We start from the raw sequence: 18,042 nt of genomic DNA, 5'->3' as shown, positions 1-18,042 counted from the left end.
TTGCTCCTAATTGTTCGTTGCTTCCCTGTTTTTTAGCCGCGCGTCGCTAATCCCAAGACCAGATCTAAGGATCGAGTTTGCGGTTCTGGTAGAATCAAACCTCTGAATGCTATCTTTAAAACTGAAAACTGCTTTTTGCGCATTATATCCAACAAATCCTTGATATTCAATAACTTTGTGCCCCAAAAACTAAGCGATTTTGATTTCGAACTCCCGGCTGAGCTGATCGCTGACCAGCCACTCCCTGAGCGGGATGCATCAAGAATGCTGGTCCTCGATCGAACCCGCAAAACGTTCGAAGACAGAAAGTTTCGCGACGTTGCCAATATACTCGGTGCCGGCGATGTCCTCGTGATGAATAACACCCGAGTTTTCCCAGCACGTTTACTGGGGAGAACAGATACCGGTGCGGTGGTGGAACTTCTATTGACCGAAAGAGTTGACGAACATCGATGGAATGCACTCGCAAAGCCTGCACGCCGCCTGAAGCCGGGAAAAAAGATCGCTTTTTCTCCAAAACTGCGAGCATTCGTGCTTGAGCGCAAAGAGCTTGGCACCGTTTCCATAGAGTTTGATGCCGAAGGAGAGTTAGAGTACCTGATCGACAAAGTGGGCAGAACGCCGGTCCCGCCATACATCCAAAGATCGATTGCAGGTCCTGATACGGACCGAGAAAGATATCAAACGGTTTATGCAAAAGAGAGCGGAGCAATAGCGGCTCCGACTGCAGGACTGCATTTTTCTCACAGGACCCTGGCCGAATTGCGGAAACGCGGGGTTGAGATCGCAGAGATCACACTCCACGTAGGATATGGAACATTTGAGCCGGTCCGAGTTGACAACCTGAATGAACATCGGGTCCTTCCCGAACGCTATTCGATCGAAGCTGAGGTAGCGAATGTGATCCGTGAAGCGATGAACGAAAACCGACGCATTGTTGCTGTCGGAACTACTTCGACGCGAGCTCTTGAAGCGTGTTTTGCTGAGTTTGGAGAGATACGGGAGTGCAGATCAACGGCTCAGCTTACTGTGACACCAGGATATCGGTTTCGTGTGGTAAATGGATTGATCACGAATTTTCATTTGCCGAAGAGTTCATTGCTTGTGCTGGTTTCCACTTTTGCTGGACACAAACTTATAATGAGCGCATATTATCACGCTATCGAACAGCGTTACCGATTCTATAGTTACGGCGATTGTATGTTCATCTGGCAAATGCAGCACATCGTAGTAGAACCCATCCTCGTCATCCCAGAGCTGCGCCCCATCACCGCCAATGTGGTTCATCGCATCAGCAATATAGAGAAAATGCTCAAAAAACTTAGTCGCCATATCCTCATAGGCCGGATTCTGCTTCGCTAATTCCAAAGCAATCGTCAGCATATTCAGGCAATACATCCCCATCCAGCTCGTGCCGTCCGACTGCTCGATATGGCCTCCCGTTGGCAAAGGCGCACTGCGATCAAACACGCCAATATTGTCCAATCCCAAAAAGCCGCCCTCAAACACATTGCTACCTTCCCGATCCTTGCGGTTCACCCACCAGGTAAAGTTGAGCAGCAGCTTGTGAAACACCCGCTCCAGAAATAACCGATCCCCTTTTCCGGTCATCTTTTGTTCAATCTTGTATACCCGCCAAGTTGCCCAAGCATGAACCGGCGGATTCACGTCTCCAAAGGCCCACTCGTAAGCTGGAATCTGGCCATTTGGATGCATATACCATTCGCGCGTCATCAAATCGAGTTGGGTTTTCGCAAACTCCGGATCGATCATCGCCAGCGGAATTGTGTGAAACGCCAGATCCCAAGCCGCAAACCAGGGATACTCCCACTTGTCGCACATCGACAGCACATCTTCCGTTTCCAGATGAATCCATTGGTGATTGCGACCTCGGCGTCGTTCTAGCGATGGTGTCGGCATGGTTGGATCACCCTTCAGCCAGCGATCCACCGAATAGGAATAATACTGTTTATTCCACAGCATTCCCGCAAATGCCTGCCGTTGGACTGCACGCATATCCTGGCTCATTTCATAGGGCGCAATCCGAGCATAAAACTCATCTGCCTCCTGCTGCCGCTGTTGCAAAATTTGATCAAACGTTTCTACCGCAAATGCCGATTCAGATACCTCACCTGTATCTCTTCTAAATCTGAGTCGAATCACCCGAGTTTCACCCGCAGCAATCCACATCTGACAATCAACCGCTGCCTTTGTTCCCACCTGCGCTGGATTCACCGCCTCCTGCTGACCATGAATCAAAAAATTATGGATACCATCCTTGACATAGGCAGAGGCATTCGGCGCTCCATATAACTGCTGATGATTTGTTTCGTTTTCCGTAAACAGCAGTGCCATATTCGCATCCAACGACTGCTCACACTCCAGTAGATACCGCCCCAAAACCGGATGAACCGCCTCAATCGCCGCAAACGCCCGCCCTTCCAGCTTGCGCAATATCGGTTTGGCCGCCTGCTCATCCCACGACCAGGTATTGCGAAACCACAGGGATGGCAAAATATGCAGCGGATGCGCCTCTGGCCCCCGGTTGGTGACGCTAATTTGGATCAAAACATCCTCCGCAGCGGCCTTCGCATATTCCACCAGCACATCAAAGTAGCGCTCTTCGTCAAATACGCCGGTGTCAATCAGCTCAAACTCCGGATCGCGCCGCGATCGCCGTCGATTCTCCTCCACCAACTGCCCATAGGGATAGGCTCGCTGCGGATACTTGTAGAGGAATTTCATATAGGAATGGGTAGGAGTACTGTCGAGATAAAAGTAATACTCTTTGACATCCTCTCCGTGGTTGCCCTCCGTGCCCGTCAACCCAAACAGGCGCTCCTTCAGAATCGCGTCATCGACTCCGGCCTGATATTTTGATCAGCGATATTGCCATGCCCGGAGAAGATGGATACTCCTTAATTCGCAAAATCACACAACTTGAAGCCAGCCAAACCCGGACCACTCCTGCTATCGCGATTACGGCACTACCCGACGACCGCTGGAAGGCGCTGTCAATGGGGTATAATGCATTCCTGCGAAAACCGATTGATTTGAAGGTTCTAGTCGATACGATTGCGGAATTGGCAGTCCATAGTCGCTTGAGTGCTTAGCACATAGGATTTTGGGGCTTAGCTTTGGTCTGAAATTTAATCGAGCAAGCATCTACTTCCGATATTTCGGAGGCGTGCTCTAGGCCGTATGTAGTAGACGTATGAAAGCGAACATCTGTCTAAAGTAGGAAGTGCTGATCCCGAAGATCGGGCAAAATGGAGCAGGTATTATCGCCTTAGCCTATTCCTGTTTTTGAGTTGCAGTGCCTGTGTCTAATTCATCCTCCCCCATTCTGGTTGTAGATGACTTAATCGATAACTTGTTCCTGCTGCAAACGGTGCTAGAAGCAGAAGGGTACGAGGTTGATACGGCAGACAACGGTAGATTAGCGTTGACCAAGGTAGAGCAACTGCCGCCGGATCTGATTCTGGTAGATGTGATGATGCCGGATATGAACGGATATGAAGTAACTCGTCAGATTCGTCAAAACCGCAACTTAGTCGATATTCCGATTTTGCTTGTTACAGCCCATGCCGATGCGGATGCGGCTCAGGGTTTAGCTCTGGGAGCCAATGATTTTATTCGTAAGCCAATTGAGTTCGACAAGCTGTTGTCGAGAATCGAATCATTCTTACAATTGCGGCAGAATGCCTGCTCATCCTAGGGCAGGTTGCTGTTTTATCTGTTTTATCTAACTTGTTTCATGGGCTGCTTTGAGATAACGGCCGGCACCTAAAACCAAATGTTCTGGGTGCCCACTGTTTGCCTCAGTGCATTCATGGCCATGCCGCTAGAGGCACGGGTAATTTGTTAAGTGACATCCGACTTCGCACCCAGCCTAATCAGGGTTGCGATCGCTTCTTCGCTTAATCCTTTTATACCTGCAATATTCATTCCTTCATAAGGTCTTTCGGCTTTTAAGGTTTGATGTGTTCCAGTGTGAATATTCCATATCTTGATCGTTTCATCAGCACTGCCGCTAATCAAGTAACAGTTGTCGGGGGTGAACTTCACCGATAGAACTTGCTCAGCATGACCCAATAAGGTTGTCAAGATTTCACCTGTTTTGATGTGCCACAAATGAATCAAATTATCCTGCCCACCGGATGCAAACCATTCTCCGTTTGGACTGATCGCAACGCTGCGAATTCGTTTGGTATGCCTGTCATAGGTCTGGAGCAGTGACCCTGTATGGACATCCCAAAGTTTTAGCAGATTGCCGGATGCAGTCAGAATGCGATCGCCATCGGGATGAAAACTGACTCCCCACACCCAAGTATCAAAATCTTGCCAGGTTCGCAAACATTCCCCGGTGTGAACATCCCAAAGATTCACTCTCAAGTCCTGTCCTGCACTTGTCAACAGCTTACCATTGGGACTGAAATCCATTGAGCGAATCCAATCTTGATGTCCGTGTAAAACGTTGAGGATTTGACCATTGGCAACATCCCACCGTTGAGGCGGCGATTGGCTCCGAGTCGTTTTTGTTTCTAGGGCACATGATTGTGCTGGCTTGCGGTGCGGTTAACTCCGCTGCGTTGTTGTTGCGCTCTGCCAATGAAAAGCACCCCAACGGCATCGCCAACAGCTCTGATCTCGTAGGACGCAATCTGATGAAGCAACTGCTGTCGGTGGTGGTGCAGGTCAGCGCTACTTCCAATTCTGGCTTGTTCCAACGGACCGTGTCGGTGAATGACTTTTACTGGGGTGACCAGAACTATACTTATCCGATGGGCCACATCCAAAACTCAGGCGGCATCCTGCAAGATGTAATTTTTTCAGAAGCGCCGCCGGTATTGTCCCTCGTTACCAGAGTCCTGCCCGACTTTGGTCTGCGGCAGTTGGCAACTCGTTCAATCGGCTGGTGGTTACAAACAGAAGATTTACCCAACCCCAACAATCGCGTCCACTGGGTCGGCGAAAAGCTGCATCTCGATTACGAACCCAATAATGTGGAAGCCCACGATCGGTTAGTCTATCGCTGGCTCGAAGTGTTGAGGGCCGTAGAAACTGCTGATAGTAGTTTGTTTAGCCGCACTGGCATCCATCCCCGCAGCGATATGCCGATTCAGGTGGTCGCGCATCAATGTGGCACCTGCCGCTTTGGAGCCGATCCGTCTACGTCGGTGCTCGATCTCAATTGCCGCACCCATGAGGTAGACAATCTCTATGTCGTAGACAGCAGTTTCTTTCCGGCCAATGCCAGCGTGAGTCCGGCCCTGACGGTAATTGCCAATGCGTTGCGGGTCGGGGAGCATTTGGTTGAGCGGTTGGGATAGGAGTCAGGAGGCAGTGGGGGAGTACCCTTCGGGAACGCTACGCGAACTGAGCTTCCCCTAAAAAACGGCCTTCGTGACTCATCACCTCCCAGATAGATTGATTCCGAGTTCCCGTCCGGTCTATCTCCATGTCCTTGAGTAGAGGACTATCGATGTCAGGTCAATCTGGACAAACGGGACTGCCTGTAGTGCATCAGTTTGCCTATGAACAGCAATACCGCCAACGTGTTGTCAAGACCCTGCATTGTAAGGCGGCTGAATTGGGGGTTCACCCTGCAACCTGTCAGCCAAAACTCTGTTTCTTAGGAAAGCGTTTTTAGATGAAGGGAGTCCCTGAGAATTTCGACTTTGACCTTAAAGGGGCTTTTATCAGCAACTCGAATGAACTGTTGCTCTACACCTAGTTCAGCCAAGACACGATCAAATGAATCAGTAAAGACAGAAACCGGAATTGTTGGATTAGTTTGCTTTAAATAGTAAACAGATTTGCGGCACTCGTTCTTGTGCTGCTCACCTAGAGCTAGATAAATTATGCCTGTTCCACTGCTTTGCATTCTTTCCTCGCTTTATTGACCGTACTAAAGCTTCCCTATTAAACCATAGGGAACCTCGAAAAATTGCTTAAGTAGAGTCTTGATCTGAGAGGATGTTTAGAGGATGTTTGGAAATACGGAGAAGGTCAAAAAAAGTTAGGCAAGTCTGCGGAGCATGAGGCGAATCATAGCAATGTGAATGAACGCCTCCGAGGGCAGGGGCAGTCGCTGGTAATCTGTAATAGATGAAACTTAATCTGACAGAAGGGAGTTAGCGGACACTGACAAATGCATGCAGGGAATGTGATGCAACACTACGACCCGTTGTCCGACTTGCCAGTCCTTCACGGCTGAACCCACGGCAGCAATCGTGCCAGCCGTTTCGTGACCAAAAATTCGCGGTGGCTCATAGAGCGGGTAGAGAATTTTCTTAATGTCTGACTGACACAGGCCCACCACCTGAACCTGAACCAGTACTTCGTCGTCAGCAATGTCTGGAACCGGAATTTCTTCGTATCTAAGCTGCTTAACGCCCCGAAAAACTTGTGCTTTCATAACTCTGCTTAACAATCCCTGGGTTTAACTGTATCAGGGATTGGTGACGGGATGCGCAGAAGCCAGATACGACGATACAGTGAACCAAAGGAGATGCTGAGCGTTACTGAGGTTGGGCATGTATATTCTGATTGGCGGAGCCGGATTGATTGGGCTGAATTTGGCGCAGAAGTTGGTGGACTTAGGCCATACCGTGGCGCTGATTGACATTGATCCAACCGCCTGTCGCTATGCCCGTGAGCAGATGGGCGTGATGGCGTTTGAAGGCAGTGCCGTCAGTACTGAAACGCTGCTAGAAGCAGGCATTCGCAAAGCCGATGCGGTGGCAGCCGTGCTGCGCAATGACTCTTTAAACCTGGCAATGGTAGCCTTGGCGAAACCCTACGGCGTCTCGCGGATTTTAGTGCGAATGCGGCATCGCGACTTTGCTGAACCCTATCGGATCGCGGGGGCCACGTCGGTGATTAGCACAATCGATTTGGCTGTATCGACGATGGTGAATGCCATCGAATACCCAGAGGTGGAATCGATCATGCACTTCGAGCAGGATCAAATTGAAGTCTTGAAGCTGCCAATCCCAACGGGATCGCGAATTGCCGGACAAAGCCTAGCCCAAATTGCTCAAGATCCCTGTTTCCCAAAAGGCTCGCTAATTATTGGCTATCAGGCCCATGCCCATGAAGATTTGGTAATCCCCAACGGCAATACGGTACTAGAAGCTGATTCCACCGTGCTGATGGTGACAAAACCTGGTGCCCTACATGAGGTGATCAATTTTGTTCAGGGATGTAATCCGTAGCAATCGGACGAATTAGCTCGCAAGGTTCAGTCTAATCCCTGCTCAAAAGCTCTTTTGAGGAAAATGCTCCTAATAACTTTTTGATGAGGAAAATGCTCCTAATAACTTTTTGAGAGCTGCTATTTTCGGTAATCAAAATTTCTCCGTAGATTTACGCCACGGTTTGCCCCTAATTGAAGATTTTGTTCCAACTGCATGGCTGTAGCTTGACCGAAAACCATCCAAGGGCACTCTGGCTTCAGGTAGATGGCGATCCTTGCCCCTTCAGATTGATCGCCATTAATTGACTTCGAATGACTTTGTTTGCCTAACTCCTAGCCCCGCTGGTGTTGTGCCTTTTCACTCTTGCTTGCAATAGACCTATGGCCTGTCCTTCTACGCGCACCGCTTTGGTTGTGATCGATTCTGCGGTTGACGACTATCATACTCTGCTCCAGGATGTTCTACCGGATGCTGAAGCATTGGTTCTGCATGGCCATAGCGATGGCGTAGCCCAAATTACTGCAGCCTTAGCAAACCACACTGGCATCAAGCAGTTGCACATTGTCGCGGTTACCCATGCCAACGGTCTCCGGCTCGGTTCCTAGTATTCCCAATAGCGGGACAGTCAAGGTGCAAATAAAATCGCTGAAAGAGGATGGCAGCATCAACCATGTAAAGTTTATACGGTCATAGCTTATTTGAAAGCAGTTGCTTTTATCCTCATTAAGGGCTATCATCCTCGGTAATACATTCCCGCAAGGGAACGGAAACGTTGTTTCTCGATCAGGCATGTACTTCTGAATTTTTGTGAAGTCCCTGATTCTTCCCCGCAAGGGGACTAAAAATGAAAAAGTAGGGGTGCAGCTTAGTTTAGCTACACCCCTGTCATTCAAAAACTTATCTCTGTTATTAGAGAAGCTCTCCTAAGAAGTGAAGAAAGTTTTTGACGAAATCGACAACTTTAGGTAGCCGATAATACAGCCACAATGCGATACGGATGCACATGGCTATAAGATGAACTGCTCCGAAAACAGCACGCAATTTCCGCACCCAGGAATTCCTCCTGAATCGTGACCATTGCGATAAAACCTTGTATCTCGTCATAGATGTACTTCTGAATTTTTTGTGGTAGCTCAAGCAGTCCTTCGACTTTTCAGTTCCTGAGTACCCGTCGTACCCTTCGCGGTCTCGATGTATGGTCATTTTTTTCTCCCTGTAAGGTTTGCTAGAAAGGTTTTTAGATTCATAACAAGTCCTCCAAACGGAATTTCTACTTTAAAATAGCCCCTATTCAATAACGCTCTTGTACGGTTTTTACTACTGCTTAGGGGAAATTTAGTGCTAACCCGATTTCCACCGAATTAACTTTAGAACTTTAAAAAAGTGGGTAGTGCCATTATGTAAAGGATGGAGAAAAAGTAGCCATCTGCTCTCGTTGCAATTTCTCTCGAATCTTCTGGTTGTAGTGATGGATGAAGTTCCAAATCACACCAATGTGATTTTTGATGGTCTATGCAGAGCCAGAAATCGGAACAGGTGACGCCGTTATTCGATCGGATGCAGACGCTACAGCGCTTGCAATTCACGGTAAAGAGTTAATTCGACACTATCGTCAAACCTATCGTGCCGCTTCAACCCATTTAATTCTTTATGCACCGCTTGGATTCTGCTTATTTTTAGGACAACGACTCAATGCAGTGGGTGAAATTATCGCTTATGAACGTACCCTAGATGGAAGTTATCAAGCCGCTCTGAAATTGCAGACTGGATGAATGGTTGGTCTAATTCAAGAATTTTCTGTACTGCGCTCACCTGTTGCCACATAGGCTGCATCTGCCGTGTTGCCTATTAATGTGACGGGGTTGTTAGCAGGCAGCACATAGCGATCCTTTGACACTTTAAACAGGTATTTAACAGTCAATCGAACATAAACAACCAGAACAGTAGAAGTAGGCAGAATATTCAACAATGCATCAATTTGTTGTTTAGCTTGTTGCTCTCGCATGTCTTCTGATAGCTGAGAGAATGCCTCTCCTGACCGATTCACCCAATTTTCCAGATCCAGAACCACAACGTCACCAGGCGATCGACGGAGAGAAGCTTCTTCGATATGAAATCGCACGTTTTGAAAGCCGCGTGCCTGCAATAATTTGAACTCAGTGGGTTCTGTACTAGCGTCTTGCAGGTAATAGTCCACTAGGGTTGATCCGATCACGCGCTCTCGACGCAAGGTGCGTTTGACGTTTTCAATATTCCGTGATAAGCACTAACTGCCAATAGAATAATTACGAGAACACCAATCGTGGTGCTAACGAGATACAAAAATGAAGGCTTTTTTGGCAATGGCGTTTCACTATCGTGCTGTACCCCAGTCGGTTGGGGCGCATTGGGATTAAAGGATTCTTCCGGTTTCATAGTTATTTACGGATAAAAGGGTTGTTCAAACTAGAGAGACATCGACTGATCCAGGAACGCTACTCAGGGTCTAAGCAACACTTTGATGCAGTTGTCCTGCTTGTGCTTAAACATTTCGAAGCCCTGTTTAGTTTGTTCCAGCGGCAACTGGTGAGTGAACACCTGCGATGGATCGATTTTTCCCGCAAATCGTTGTAGCAGTGACTTTTAGAATTGCATCTCGCGGATTGAGGATTTTGGGATCGGCAACCGTTTCTACGCGCACATCCTGGGCACCGTGCCAGCAGACTGCTTTCATTGTATGCTCCTTTGCTTGGCTCCTTCGATCAACTAGCCTGCTATACGGCTGCCTTTGTCATTCGACCCCACATCGATTCCAGATACCTTGATAAAGCCAAAATAGGCTGCAATTGCCGCCGTACCCAAATTCAGCAGCACATTGCCGCCGAAGATTGGCATCAAACCAAAGGTGGTGCCAGCGCCGGGAAGCAGGCCCATCACCGCAATCAAACTATACAGAATTGCGAACGCCTGACAGTACAAGATAGCGCTTTTAGGAGTGCGAGCTGAGGTAACGCCCCAGACACCTACTGCCAAATGGACCAAGTTATGCAGTAAATTCGTTGGAAATAGACCAAATAAATAGCCGTAGCCTGTATTGATCACTAATTCTGGATCGGGTTGGCTAGGAGGAACGCTTACCATACCTGGAACAAATCCAAGTATACCAATAGCGATAAAAAAGATACCGCTAAATAAGGCAAAATTACGTGCTGACATTGGTGTTTCCTTAACTTAATGGAGTCAAATCGTGTGTTAACGGATATAACTCCGCTTTAGACTTGATTCCTTCAACATACCGATTTGCCGTTTTGCCAACCTCTGTCGGGTGAAAGGAGAAATGTTAAGCCAATTGGTATCCGCTATAGTAGCGCCACTACAGATACAACACTATAAACACGCCATATACACAGAAAAGGGCACCCCAAAGCGCCCTTTTACCTACCAAGTTTTACTTGCTTTTAAGACTTAGCGTATCAACCGTCACTAGGTTGAGCGGATATCTAGCCGTTGGGTTTGGGGGTGGGCTGTTGGCATCTGCAGTGGCTCTGAGAATAGACGCTCTCCCGTCTCCATATCAAACCAATGGATATGTTCCGACGGCAATGCTAAAGTAATCATTTCTTCGCGCCAAGCGCGATCACTAGGAATTAAAGCACGCAGTGTCACATTCTCTGCACCTCTGATGCGGATGCTGACCAAATTACTCATGCCTAAATTCTCCATCAGAATGACTTTACCCTGCACCGTTTGGGTATCCCCATTCACATCCGAATTGGCTAACTCTACATGCTCTGGACGGATACCCAGCGTGATCCTAGCCGGTGGGGTTGCGCCTGTGGGCAGAGGAATTCGATAGTCGCCTAACACAGCAGCACCCCGGTCACAGTTCAAGTCGAGCAGATTCATTTGGGGACTGCCGATAGTCTGCTCCAACCAAAGTTGGTAGTCAATGTCATACAAGGCTAACTTTACGTTTACGTTAGATGTCATGACTGAAGATTCCTAATACCTGCAAATGCTGGAAGTATGAAAGGGCGGGTCTCGAGTCGACGCTGCATAGAATAACTCAATCTTAACCAGAGCAGGCTGACTTATCGCGGTACTGCAACCTGCCCTAACAAAGCGCTAATCACGCCATCCATGTTTAGCCCATCCAATTGGGCTTCTGGACGCAGAATCAAACGATGCCGCAATAGGGGAAAAGCAGTGGCTTTAATATCATCGGGGGTGACATAGTCCCGCTCCGATAACCAAGCATTAGCCTTACTCGCCTGGAGCCAGGCCACAGCCGAGCGGGGTGAAGCTCCTAATGCCAAATCTGGATGTTGACGAGTCCGCTGCACCAGAGCTAGCAGATAATCCAGTAATGCCTCCGTCACTCGCACCGACTGCACTGCCTGACGCGCTAGCAGTATCTGTTCTACTGTAGCAATGGGCTGCAGTTTCTCTAGATCGAGGCGTTTAGTTTGCAAACCGGCCTGAGCATTCAGCAGCATCTGCCGTTCGGATTGGGTGTCTGGGTAGTCCACCATCAGCTTGAAAAGGAACCGATCGAGCTGGGCTTCTGGCAGCGGATAGGTGCCTTCAAACTCCAGGGAATTTTGGGTAGCGATCACCCAAAACAAATCGGGCAGCCGCAGGCTTTCTCCGTCCAGCGTCACCTGCTGTTCTTCCATGGCTTCGAGGAGAGCAGCCTGGGTTTTGGGCGGCGTGCGGTTGATCTCATCGGCCAGCAGAATTTGCGTAAACACGGGCCCTTTTTTGAGCATGAACGTGCGGGTATTGAAATCGAAAATATTGGTGCCCAAGATGTCTGATGGCAATACATCTGGCGTTAGCTGAATCCGGCGAAACTCGGCCTGCACCAGCCGCGATAGAGCCTTGACTGTCAGGGTTTTTCCAGTACCCGGCACCCCTTCTAAAATCACATGCCCGCCGGAAAGCAAGGCCACGATTAGGTTTTGCACAAGGGCAGGTTGACCCACGACGACTTGGCTCAATGCTTTAGCAAGTTGGGTAAAAACGGGTTGGATTTCGCTCACGATGGTATGGGATACGGTGAGTTGGTACTGCTGAATTAGGAGTCAGGAGTCAGAAGAGGTCCCAGATCAGCATGTGATATCAGCACTACTTTAACTGACGCTGTTCAACTGATGCTGTTTAACTGACGCTGGAGAGTTTGCAGGTTCTCCAGCCATAGCAGCAGTTCTCGATTGCTTAAGCGGCGCAATTGGTTTAGGGGGGCCAAGACAGCCTCTAGTTCAGTTGCGGGCTGTCCGGTCTGCTGCACCCAAGCCTCAACTAAAGTTTGTGGCTCAACTGGTTCGCTGCCGAGTCCAAGTGCCCGCTGTAGCCTGAATTGTTCGGCTTTACCGATGGTCTGAACTACAAAATCGCTGCAATTTGCCTTTTGTAGAACACGGCTTAGGGCTTGAACATAAGCCTCGCTGTTATCAAGCGTTGGCTCTACAAGCCGCTTCGCTGGTCCCAGACGTCGCTGGCCCCAGATCAGCACCAGGAGCAAGACCGCCGCCTGGATTGCCAGCAGCGCTAGTGGGGTTTTGGCGAGGTAACTGCTCTGCCCCCAAGGCAAAATTGTCGCCATTGAGCGGGATGAAGAGGTAGCCAGTTTGATTCGTCGCAACTGCGACCGCTTTGGCGTGGAGAATGTCGAGATCTTGGAAGGAAGTGCGCCTGACTGTCTTCAGCAGTTAAAAGCAGCCCCCGACCGTATTTGTATCGAAGGTGGGCGAGCGATCAAGACCATTCTGCAAGCAGCATGGCAGCGGTTAAAACCCCAAGGGCGGATCGTCGCAACGGCTACTAATTTTGAAACGCTATACGCTATCTCTGAGAGTCTGGCAGAAGTTCAGGCCCGTAATGTTGAGGTGGTACAGTCGGCCATCAACCGCCTGGAAACTCGCGGCGACCATCAGGTGTTTGCAGCCGTAGATCCCATATATATCCTTAGCGGAGAAAAATTAGAATAGGGAGATTGTGTTGGGCCAGATCGGGTTTGTAGGTTGATTTGCCATGAGCATAGCCACAGGTTTCCAGTGGGTGCAATCTGCCAAGACACCATCTGAATTCATGTGGTTGAAGCAATGAGAGCAATGAAGACTGAATTTATCCAGAGTAAGAATCCAGTTGAAAATTGATCTCTCGTTCTGGTAATGCAGAATTCAAATCGCTAAAAATTGGTCGATTTATGCCAGAGTGATTCTTAACCTGAATTTAAGAGGCTGTCTGAAAAGGCATGAGAGTTCATCCATACTTCAGTTCAGGTAGTCTATTGTCAATTTATTCCCTATGCCGTTATCGCGAATCCTCAGTGCTATTGTTGCCATCGTCCTTGCTCTGGGGATGATTGTCTTGGGCGGTTGGTATTTTACGGTTGGTTTTGGCGTGATTGTCTACTTGGGGCTGCACGAGTACTTTGATTTAGTTCGTGCAACTGGAATTGCTCCGGCAGCTAAAACCACCATTGTGGTGAGTCTGATTTTGCTGATTACAGCTAATCTTGCTCCCAATCTAGTCGATGCCGCGATGCCAGTCGCCGGAACGCTGATTTGTTTCTACCTGTTGTTTCAGCCCAAGCTGGCCACAATTGCTGATATCTCCTCCTCAATCTTGGGCTTGTTCTACGGCGGCTATTTACCCAGCTACTGGGTGCGACTGCGGAATTTGGGTAGCCCAGAAGCGAGCAATTTGCCCCTGGGTGGTTATTTACCAGAGTTTCCCCTGCCCCATCCCCAGTTACTGCCTCCTGGCTTAACGGTGACTCTACTTGCCTTCGCCTGTATCTGGGCGGCTGATATTGGGGCCTACATTTTCGGTAAGCTATTTGGCAAAACTCGCCTGACGGACATCAGCCCTAAAAAAACCGTTGAAGGTGCAATTTTCGGCGTTTTAGGCAGCATTGCGGTAGCGACCGTTGGCTCCTGGTACTTGGGTTGGGCTGGGTCACCGTTAAGCGGCATGGCGCTGGGATTGTTAATCGGTATTGCCAGCCTCTTGGGTGATCTAACTGAGTCGATGATGAAACGCGATGCCGGAGTTAAGGATTCAGGTCAGTTAATTCCTGGTCATGGTGGAATTCTCGACCGCACCGACAGTTATGTTTTCATTGCGCCGTTGGTGTATTACTTTGTCACTCTGCTGTTGCCCCTGTTGCCTGCCTGAATCAGCAATTTGCGCTCCAGATGAAGAACCGCTTCAACTGGCGGCTGTAGGTGAACAAGTTCGGGCTGAAAATGGCGTAGCTTGCGCTGTGGAGATTATCCAGCGCTATTTGCAGACCACACCCTCCGATCCCCAGACGGTTCCGGTTGCTTTGGGGAGTTAGTTTGTCTCCTGCTCAAGTACAGACTGCGTCAAGCAAGTTGTCAGCTAGCTCATCAACAGTTATCAACAGTAGAGAAAACAAGCCACCAATCAATGTAGACATTAAGAGAACAGCCAATGCAGATTATTCTGAACAGTTCCCTGATTATAGACTTGTTCCCTCCTCAGCCAGGAGGTACCCCGTCATGAAAGTTGGAATTTTAGCGGGGGGATACGGGACTCGACTAGCAGAAGAAACCGATGTAAAACCCAAACCGATGGTTGAAATCGGCGGGCAACCTATTTTAATGCACATCATGCGGCATTATGCTCATTACGGTTTTGACCAGTTTGTGATCGCCCTGGGGTACAAGGGCGAGGTAATCAAGCGGTATATGGTAGACTACTGCCTGCTACACAGTAATCTCATGGTGGATTTTCAGACCTCTACTGTTCAATTGCAGGATAATGCACAACCCAACTGGAAAGTAGAACTGATCGAGACGGGTATTGGCACCAACACCGGCGGACGAATCAAGCGGCTGGCTCCCCACATGGGCAACGAGACCTTTATGTTGACCTGGGGAGATGGTCTTTCGGATATCGATCTGCACGATTTGCTTGCCTTTCACCGCTCACATGGCAAGTTGGCAACCCTGACGGCTGTTCGTCCACCGGCCCGATTTGGCTACCTCGATCTCGATGGCGATCAGGTGGTGGAATTTTCCGAGAAGCCTCAGACGCGCGAGGGCTGGATTAACGGTGCATTCTTTGTACTAGAGCCGGGCGTCTTCGACTATATCGACGGAGACGATACCCTTTGGGAAAAGGAACCGCTGGAACGATTGGCTAGAGATGGACAGCTAATGGCCTATCGCCATACGTCCTTCTGGCAATGCATGGATACATTGCGCGAGAAGCGCCTATTGGAGTCATTGTGGCAAAGCGGCAACGCACCTTGGAAAGTATGGGAGAAGACGGATGCGGGTCATCGTAACGGGGCACAAGGGATACATCGGCACAGTAATGGGGCCTATGCTGCAAGCCGCCGGGCATGAGGTCCTAGGGATTGATAGCGATCTGTTTAGCGGTAGCACCTTTGGCGATGGTCTGCCGGGTTATGGTTTGCCTAGTGTACCGGAGCTGCAAAAAGACATCCGCGATCTAGACGCTGCCGATTTAGAGGGCTATGAAGCGCTGATTCACCTGGCTGGCCTCTCGAATGATCCGATGGGAGACCTCAATCCTACCCTGACCGATGAGATTAACCATTGCGCCTCGGTGCGGTTGGCTGAGCTGTGTAAACAGGTTGGCATTGAGCGGTTCCTATTTTCGTCGTCTTGCAGTAACTACGGAGCTGGTGGCCAAGACTGGCTAACGGAAGACTCGCCGCTGAATCCGGTCACGCCCTATGGCAAGTCGAAAGCAGAGGCTGAAGCCAATCTGGCTAGGCTGGCTGACGATTCCTTTAGCCCCACCTATTTACGCAACGCCACAGCGTTTGGGGCGTCGCCGCGTATCCGCTTTGATCTGGTGCTGAATAACCTGGTTCAGTCACTACTCAAGCAACTAGGAGAGGTCTCGACTTCTGAAATTGAATCTGTTTTGGCAGCGCGCGAACAAGTTGATGCAGAAGTAGAATTGAATCCAGATGCAGTTGCACGTCTTCAGGAACGAATCCGAAAACGAGCATGATTATGGAATCTTGAAATTAGTGCCAGCAAGATAACAAGTCGTTGGAGCGGCGAATGTAATCTTCTTGCTTCATTTCAATGATACTGGTCGCCGCTCAACTTGGTCGTTAGACCGCCTTGAATGCTGGGTATGCTGGTGAGCAAGATTCTTGATCACTGCAATCTTGAGGCAAGTATGACCAGATTAGATGATGCGGCTTTCGATGGTGACATTAGCACTGCGGCGAAATTGATTACAACGTATAGTCAACAGAAGAACAAAGTTCGAGTTTTTGCAGAACCAATATGAACAGCAGCTTTGATGGGACATGCTGAAATTGTCAAACTGTTTATTGAAGCGGGAGCCAATGTAATTTACATTCGAGAAGAAGGCACTCCACTGCATTACGCTGTTCGAGGAGATGGAATGCCTGCTCACATTGCAGGTGAGAATTTGCGACACGCCGAAGTTGTCAAAGTGCTGATCGATGCAGGAACTGATTTGTCTGTGACCGATGATCCTAAATTCTCCAATTATCACGGTTGGACACCCTTGATGACTGCTGCTTGCTATGGAAGAGTGGAAATTGCCAGAATCCTGATCGAGGCTGGTGCAAAAATTGATGCCAGAGACAAATCTGGAAAAACTCCTTTGATCATTGCTGCTGAATTTGGTTCGGTTGGTGTTGTCGATTTATTAGTTCAAGCTGGTGCAAAAATTGTTGCTAAAGATAGCAAAGGATGCATAGCTTTCGACTATGTTTCCAACGATTTTGATGCCGCATCTGTTTCGATGGAAGATGAATTAAAGCCCATGCAAGCTTTTCAGCAGCTTAAGGAAACATCCATGATGGGGGACGCACAGACAATGATTCCTCAGCTTTTCGATCTGCTGGGCAACGTTGAGGAGCTTGAGAAATCTCGTCAAGCAGAGGTGGCACGAATTCTTTATCGTGCTGGAGCCGAATAATTAGCAATCCAAACTCGCTCTCTGGAAGGACTTTCGTTTGCTACCATCAAAGTAGTGAACTTGGAAGTGCTTATGACGTTGGCAATTGTGGCTGAACCTGCTCCTCTGAAGGCAAACGAAGACGGTGTAATTCTCGTCGGAAAAACTCGTGTAACTCTAGATACCGTGGTTGCTGTCTTCAATCAGGGTGCGACAGCAGAGGAAATCGCTTACCGATATCCATCTCTCAATCTCGCTGACGTTTATGCCACGATCGCCTTCTATCTCAATCACCAATCGGAAGTAGAAGCCTACTTGCAACAGCGACGTCAACAATCGCAAGAGATTCGGGACATGAATCAAGCGAGATTTGACCCCCAAGGCTTGCGCGATCGCCTGCTTGCTCGTAGAGCAGAACAAGAAGCATGTTAAAACTGCTTGTTGATGAAAACTTCGATAACACGATCGTTCGAGGTTTGTTTCGCCGTAATCCTCAGTTTGACATGGTTCGTGTTCAAGATATTGGGTTATCAGGCAAGGACGATCCAACCATTTTGGAGTGGGCAGCCCAGGAAGGACGGCAGGGTACCTTCAAATGCAACTGCTCAATTTGTACTAAGACAAGAACTTGGCTCGCTACAGTACCACCGGATTCATTTCGGTTCCTTGCAGGCAGCGCCGATCTAACCGAGTATCAGTTCAATACCAAGAACATTCATCACCTGTTCTGCAAACATTGCGGCGTGCGGTCGTTTGGCTGGGGCGAAAGTGCAGAAGGCAAGTTTTACGCCATTCATGTTACCTGTTTGGATGATGTAGAGATTGCTGAACTCATCAATTCACCAATCACTTATGTTGATGGTCGCCACAACAACTGGCAATCATCACCAATCGAGATCCAGCACCTATGAATTTC

The 18,042-nt window shown here is 48.9% G+C and carries 22 protein-coding genes and 2 pseudogenes; 14 read left to right on the top strand and 10 right to left on the bottom strand.

The window, feature by feature from the left end; translation table 11 throughout:
• The first annotated feature begins 177 nt into the window (after positions 1-177).
• Entirely contained in the window at positions 178-1,362 is a 1,185-nt protein-coding gene (gene queA, locus JVX88_RS27285; protein ID WP_211621725.1) for a tRNA preQ1(34) S-adenosylmethionine ribosyltransferase-isomerase QueA, read from the top strand.
• Positions 1,363-1,521: 159 nt separating this feature from the next.
• On the opposite strand, the pseudogene JVX88_RS44465 reads toward queA, so the two are convergent.
• A pseudogene (locus JVX88_RS44465) lies at positions 1,522-1,842 on the bottom strand (MGH1-like glycoside hydrolase domain-containing protein); the annotation flags it as partial.
• Positions 1,843-2,876: 1,034 nt separating this feature from the next.
• Here JVX88_RS44465 and JVX88_RS27280 point away from each other — a divergent pair.
• Together JVX88_RS27280 and JVX88_RS27275 are read left to right on the top strand one after the other, a co-directional pair.
• Positions 2,877-3,113 (top strand): response regulator, encoded by a 237-nt coding sequence (locus JVX88_RS27280; RefSeq protein WP_211621724.1) that lies wholly within the window; start codon positions 2,877-2,879, stop codon positions 3,111-3,113.
• A 209-nt stretch (positions 3,114-3,322) separates the two neighbouring features.
• Positions 3,323-3,718 (top strand): response regulator, encoded by a 396-nt coding sequence (locus tag JVX88_RS27275; RefSeq protein WP_211621723.1) that lies wholly within the window; start codon positions 3,323-3,325, stop codon positions 3,716-3,718.
• A 146-nt stretch (positions 3,719-3,864) separates the two neighbouring features.
• Here the strand turns inward: JVX88_RS27275 and JVX88_RS27270 are convergent, their stop codons facing one another.
• On the bottom strand, positions 3,865-4,485 hold the full coding sequence (locus tag JVX88_RS27270) for a WD40 repeat domain-containing protein (protein WP_225931743.1): 621 nt from the start codon (positions 4,483-4,485) through the stop codon (positions 3,865-3,867).
• Positions 4,486-4,553: 68 nt separating this feature from the next.
• On the opposite strand from JVX88_RS27270, the gene JVX88_RS27265 reads away from it, so the two are divergent.
• Positions 4,554-5,333 (top strand): GMC oxidoreductase, encoded by a 780-nt coding sequence (locus JVX88_RS27265; protein WP_211621721.1) that lies wholly within the window; start codon positions 4,554-4,556, stop codon positions 5,331-5,333.
• A 785-nt stretch (positions 5,334-6,118) separates the two neighbouring features.
• Here JVX88_RS27265 and JVX88_RS27260 read toward each other — a convergent pair.
• Positions 6,119-6,421, bottom strand: coding sequence for an alcohol dehydrogenase catalytic domain-containing protein (locus JVX88_RS27260; RefSeq protein WP_263975270.1), 303 nt, complete (start codon positions 6,419-6,421; stop codon positions 6,119-6,121).
• A gap of 118 nt (positions 6,422-6,539) precedes the next feature.
• Between JVX88_RS27260 and JVX88_RS27255 the strand changes: the two genes are divergently transcribed.
• The 3 genes from JVX88_RS27255 (at position 6,540) to JVX88_RS27245 (ending at position 8,974) form a co-directional block, all read left to right on the top strand.
• Positions 6,540-7,220 carry a potassium channel family protein gene (locus JVX88_RS27255; RefSeq protein WP_211621720.1) on the top strand — a complete coding sequence of 227 codons (681 nt, stop codon included), beginning with the start codon at positions 6,540-6,542 and terminating at the stop codon, positions 7,218-7,220.
• A gap of 362 nt (positions 7,221-7,582) precedes the next feature.
• A complete protein-coding gene (locus JVX88_RS27250) occupies positions 7,583-7,807 on the top strand; it encodes a DUF4347 domain-containing protein (RefSeq protein ID WP_211621719.1) in 225 nt (74 codons plus the stop codon).
• A gap of 900 nt (positions 7,808-8,707) precedes the next feature.
• A complete protein-coding gene (locus JVX88_RS27245; RefSeq protein WP_225931742.1) occupies positions 8,708-8,974 on the top strand; it encodes an SAVED domain-containing protein in 267 nt (88 codons plus the stop codon).
• Positions 8,975-8,988: 14 nt separating this feature from the next.
• On the opposite strand, the gene JVX88_RS27240 is transcribed toward JVX88_RS27245, so the two are convergent.
• The 7 genes and pseudogenes from JVX88_RS27240 to JVX88_RS27210 form a co-directional block, all read right to left on the bottom strand.
• The gene (locus JVX88_RS27240) at positions 8,989-9,399 is read right to left on the bottom strand and encodes a hypothetical protein (protein ID WP_211621717.1); all 411 of its coding nucleotides are present in this window, start codon (positions 9,397-9,399) and stop codon (positions 8,989-8,991) included.
• 14 nt (positions 9,400-9,413) lie between these two features.
• A complete protein-coding gene (locus JVX88_RS27235; protein ID WP_211621716.1) occupies positions 9,414-9,617 on the bottom strand; it encodes a hypothetical protein in 204 nt (67 codons plus the stop codon).
• A gap of 175 nt (positions 9,618-9,792) precedes the next feature.
• Positions 9,793-9,915, bottom strand: a pseudogene (locus JVX88_RS27230) (glutathione-dependent formaldehyde dehydrogenase); the annotation flags it as partial.
• Positions 9,916-9,947: 32 nt separating this feature from the next.
• Positions 9,948-10,397 (bottom strand): DUF4383 domain-containing protein, encoded by a 450-nt coding sequence (locus JVX88_RS27225; RefSeq protein WP_211621715.1) that lies wholly within the window; start codon positions 10,395-10,397, stop codon positions 9,948-9,950.
• Positions 10,398-10,664: 267 nt separating this feature from the next.
• Positions 10,665-11,171, bottom strand: coding sequence for a TOBE domain-containing protein (locus tag JVX88_RS27220; protein WP_211621714.1), 507 nt, complete (start codon positions 11,169-11,171; stop codon positions 10,665-10,667).
• 101 nt (positions 11,172-11,272) lie between these two features.
• A complete protein-coding gene (locus JVX88_RS27215) occupies positions 11,273-12,223 on the bottom strand; it encodes an AAA family ATPase (protein WP_211621713.1) in 951 nt (316 codons plus the stop codon).
• A 104-nt stretch (positions 12,224-12,327) separates the two neighbouring features.
• A complete protein-coding gene (locus JVX88_RS27210) occupies positions 12,328-12,786 on the bottom strand; it encodes a hypothetical protein (RefSeq protein ID WP_211621712.1) in 459 nt (152 codons plus the stop codon).
• A gap of 25 nt (positions 12,787-12,811) precedes the next feature.
• Here JVX88_RS27210 and JVX88_RS27205 point away from each other — a divergent pair, with 25 nt between their 5' ends.
• From JVX88_RS27205 to JVX88_RS27175, 7 genes are all read left to right on the top strand, one after another.
• Positions 12,812-13,171 carry a hypothetical protein gene (locus tag JVX88_RS27205; RefSeq protein WP_317134454.1) on the top strand — a complete coding sequence of 120 codons (360 nt, stop codon included), beginning with the start codon at positions 12,812-12,814 and terminating at the stop codon, positions 13,169-13,171.
• A gap of 319 nt (positions 13,172-13,490) precedes the next feature.
• Positions 13,491-14,363, top strand: a complete 873-nt coding sequence (locus JVX88_RS27200) for a phosphatidate cytidylyltransferase (protein ID WP_211621711.1) — start codon at positions 13,491-13,493, stop codon at positions 14,361-14,363.
• A gap of 347 nt (positions 14,364-14,710) precedes the next feature.
• Complete coding sequence (gene rfbF, locus JVX88_RS27195) at positions 14,711-15,562, top strand: glucose-1-phosphate cytidylyltransferase (protein WP_211621710.1); 852 nt, start codon at positions 14,711-14,713, stop codon at positions 15,560-15,562.
• Positions 15,486-16,199, top strand: a complete 714-nt coding sequence (locus JVX88_RS27190) for an NAD-dependent epimerase/dehydratase family protein (RefSeq protein ID WP_211621709.1) — start codon at positions 15,486-15,488, stop codon at positions 16,197-16,199. Before rfbF ends, JVX88_RS27190 begins: the two co-directional genes overlap by 77 nt.
• A gap of 300 nt (positions 16,200-16,499) precedes the next feature.
• Positions 16,500-17,147 (top strand): ankyrin repeat domain-containing protein, encoded by a 648-nt coding sequence (locus JVX88_RS27185; RefSeq protein WP_211621708.1) that lies wholly within the window; start codon positions 16,500-16,502, stop codon positions 17,145-17,147.
• A 72-nt stretch (positions 17,148-17,219) separates the two neighbouring features.
• Positions 17,220-17,558, top strand: coding sequence for a DUF433 domain-containing protein (locus tag JVX88_RS27180; RefSeq protein WP_211621707.1), 339 nt, complete (start codon positions 17,220-17,222; stop codon positions 17,556-17,558).
• Positions 17,552-18,037: a DUF5615 family PIN-like protein gene (locus JVX88_RS27175; protein WP_211621706.1), complete on the top strand. Its 486-nt coding sequence runs from the start codon at positions 17,552-17,554 to the stop codon at positions 18,035-18,037. Before JVX88_RS27180 ends, JVX88_RS27175 begins: the two co-directional genes overlap by 7 nt.
• Positions 18,038-18,042: the final 5 nt, after the last annotated feature.

The sequence above is a fragment of the Leptolyngbya sp. 7M genome (assembly GCF_018128485.1).
Note: the sequence above shows the minus strand (reverse complement) of the source record. Positions and strands in the feature narration are given on the sequence as shown.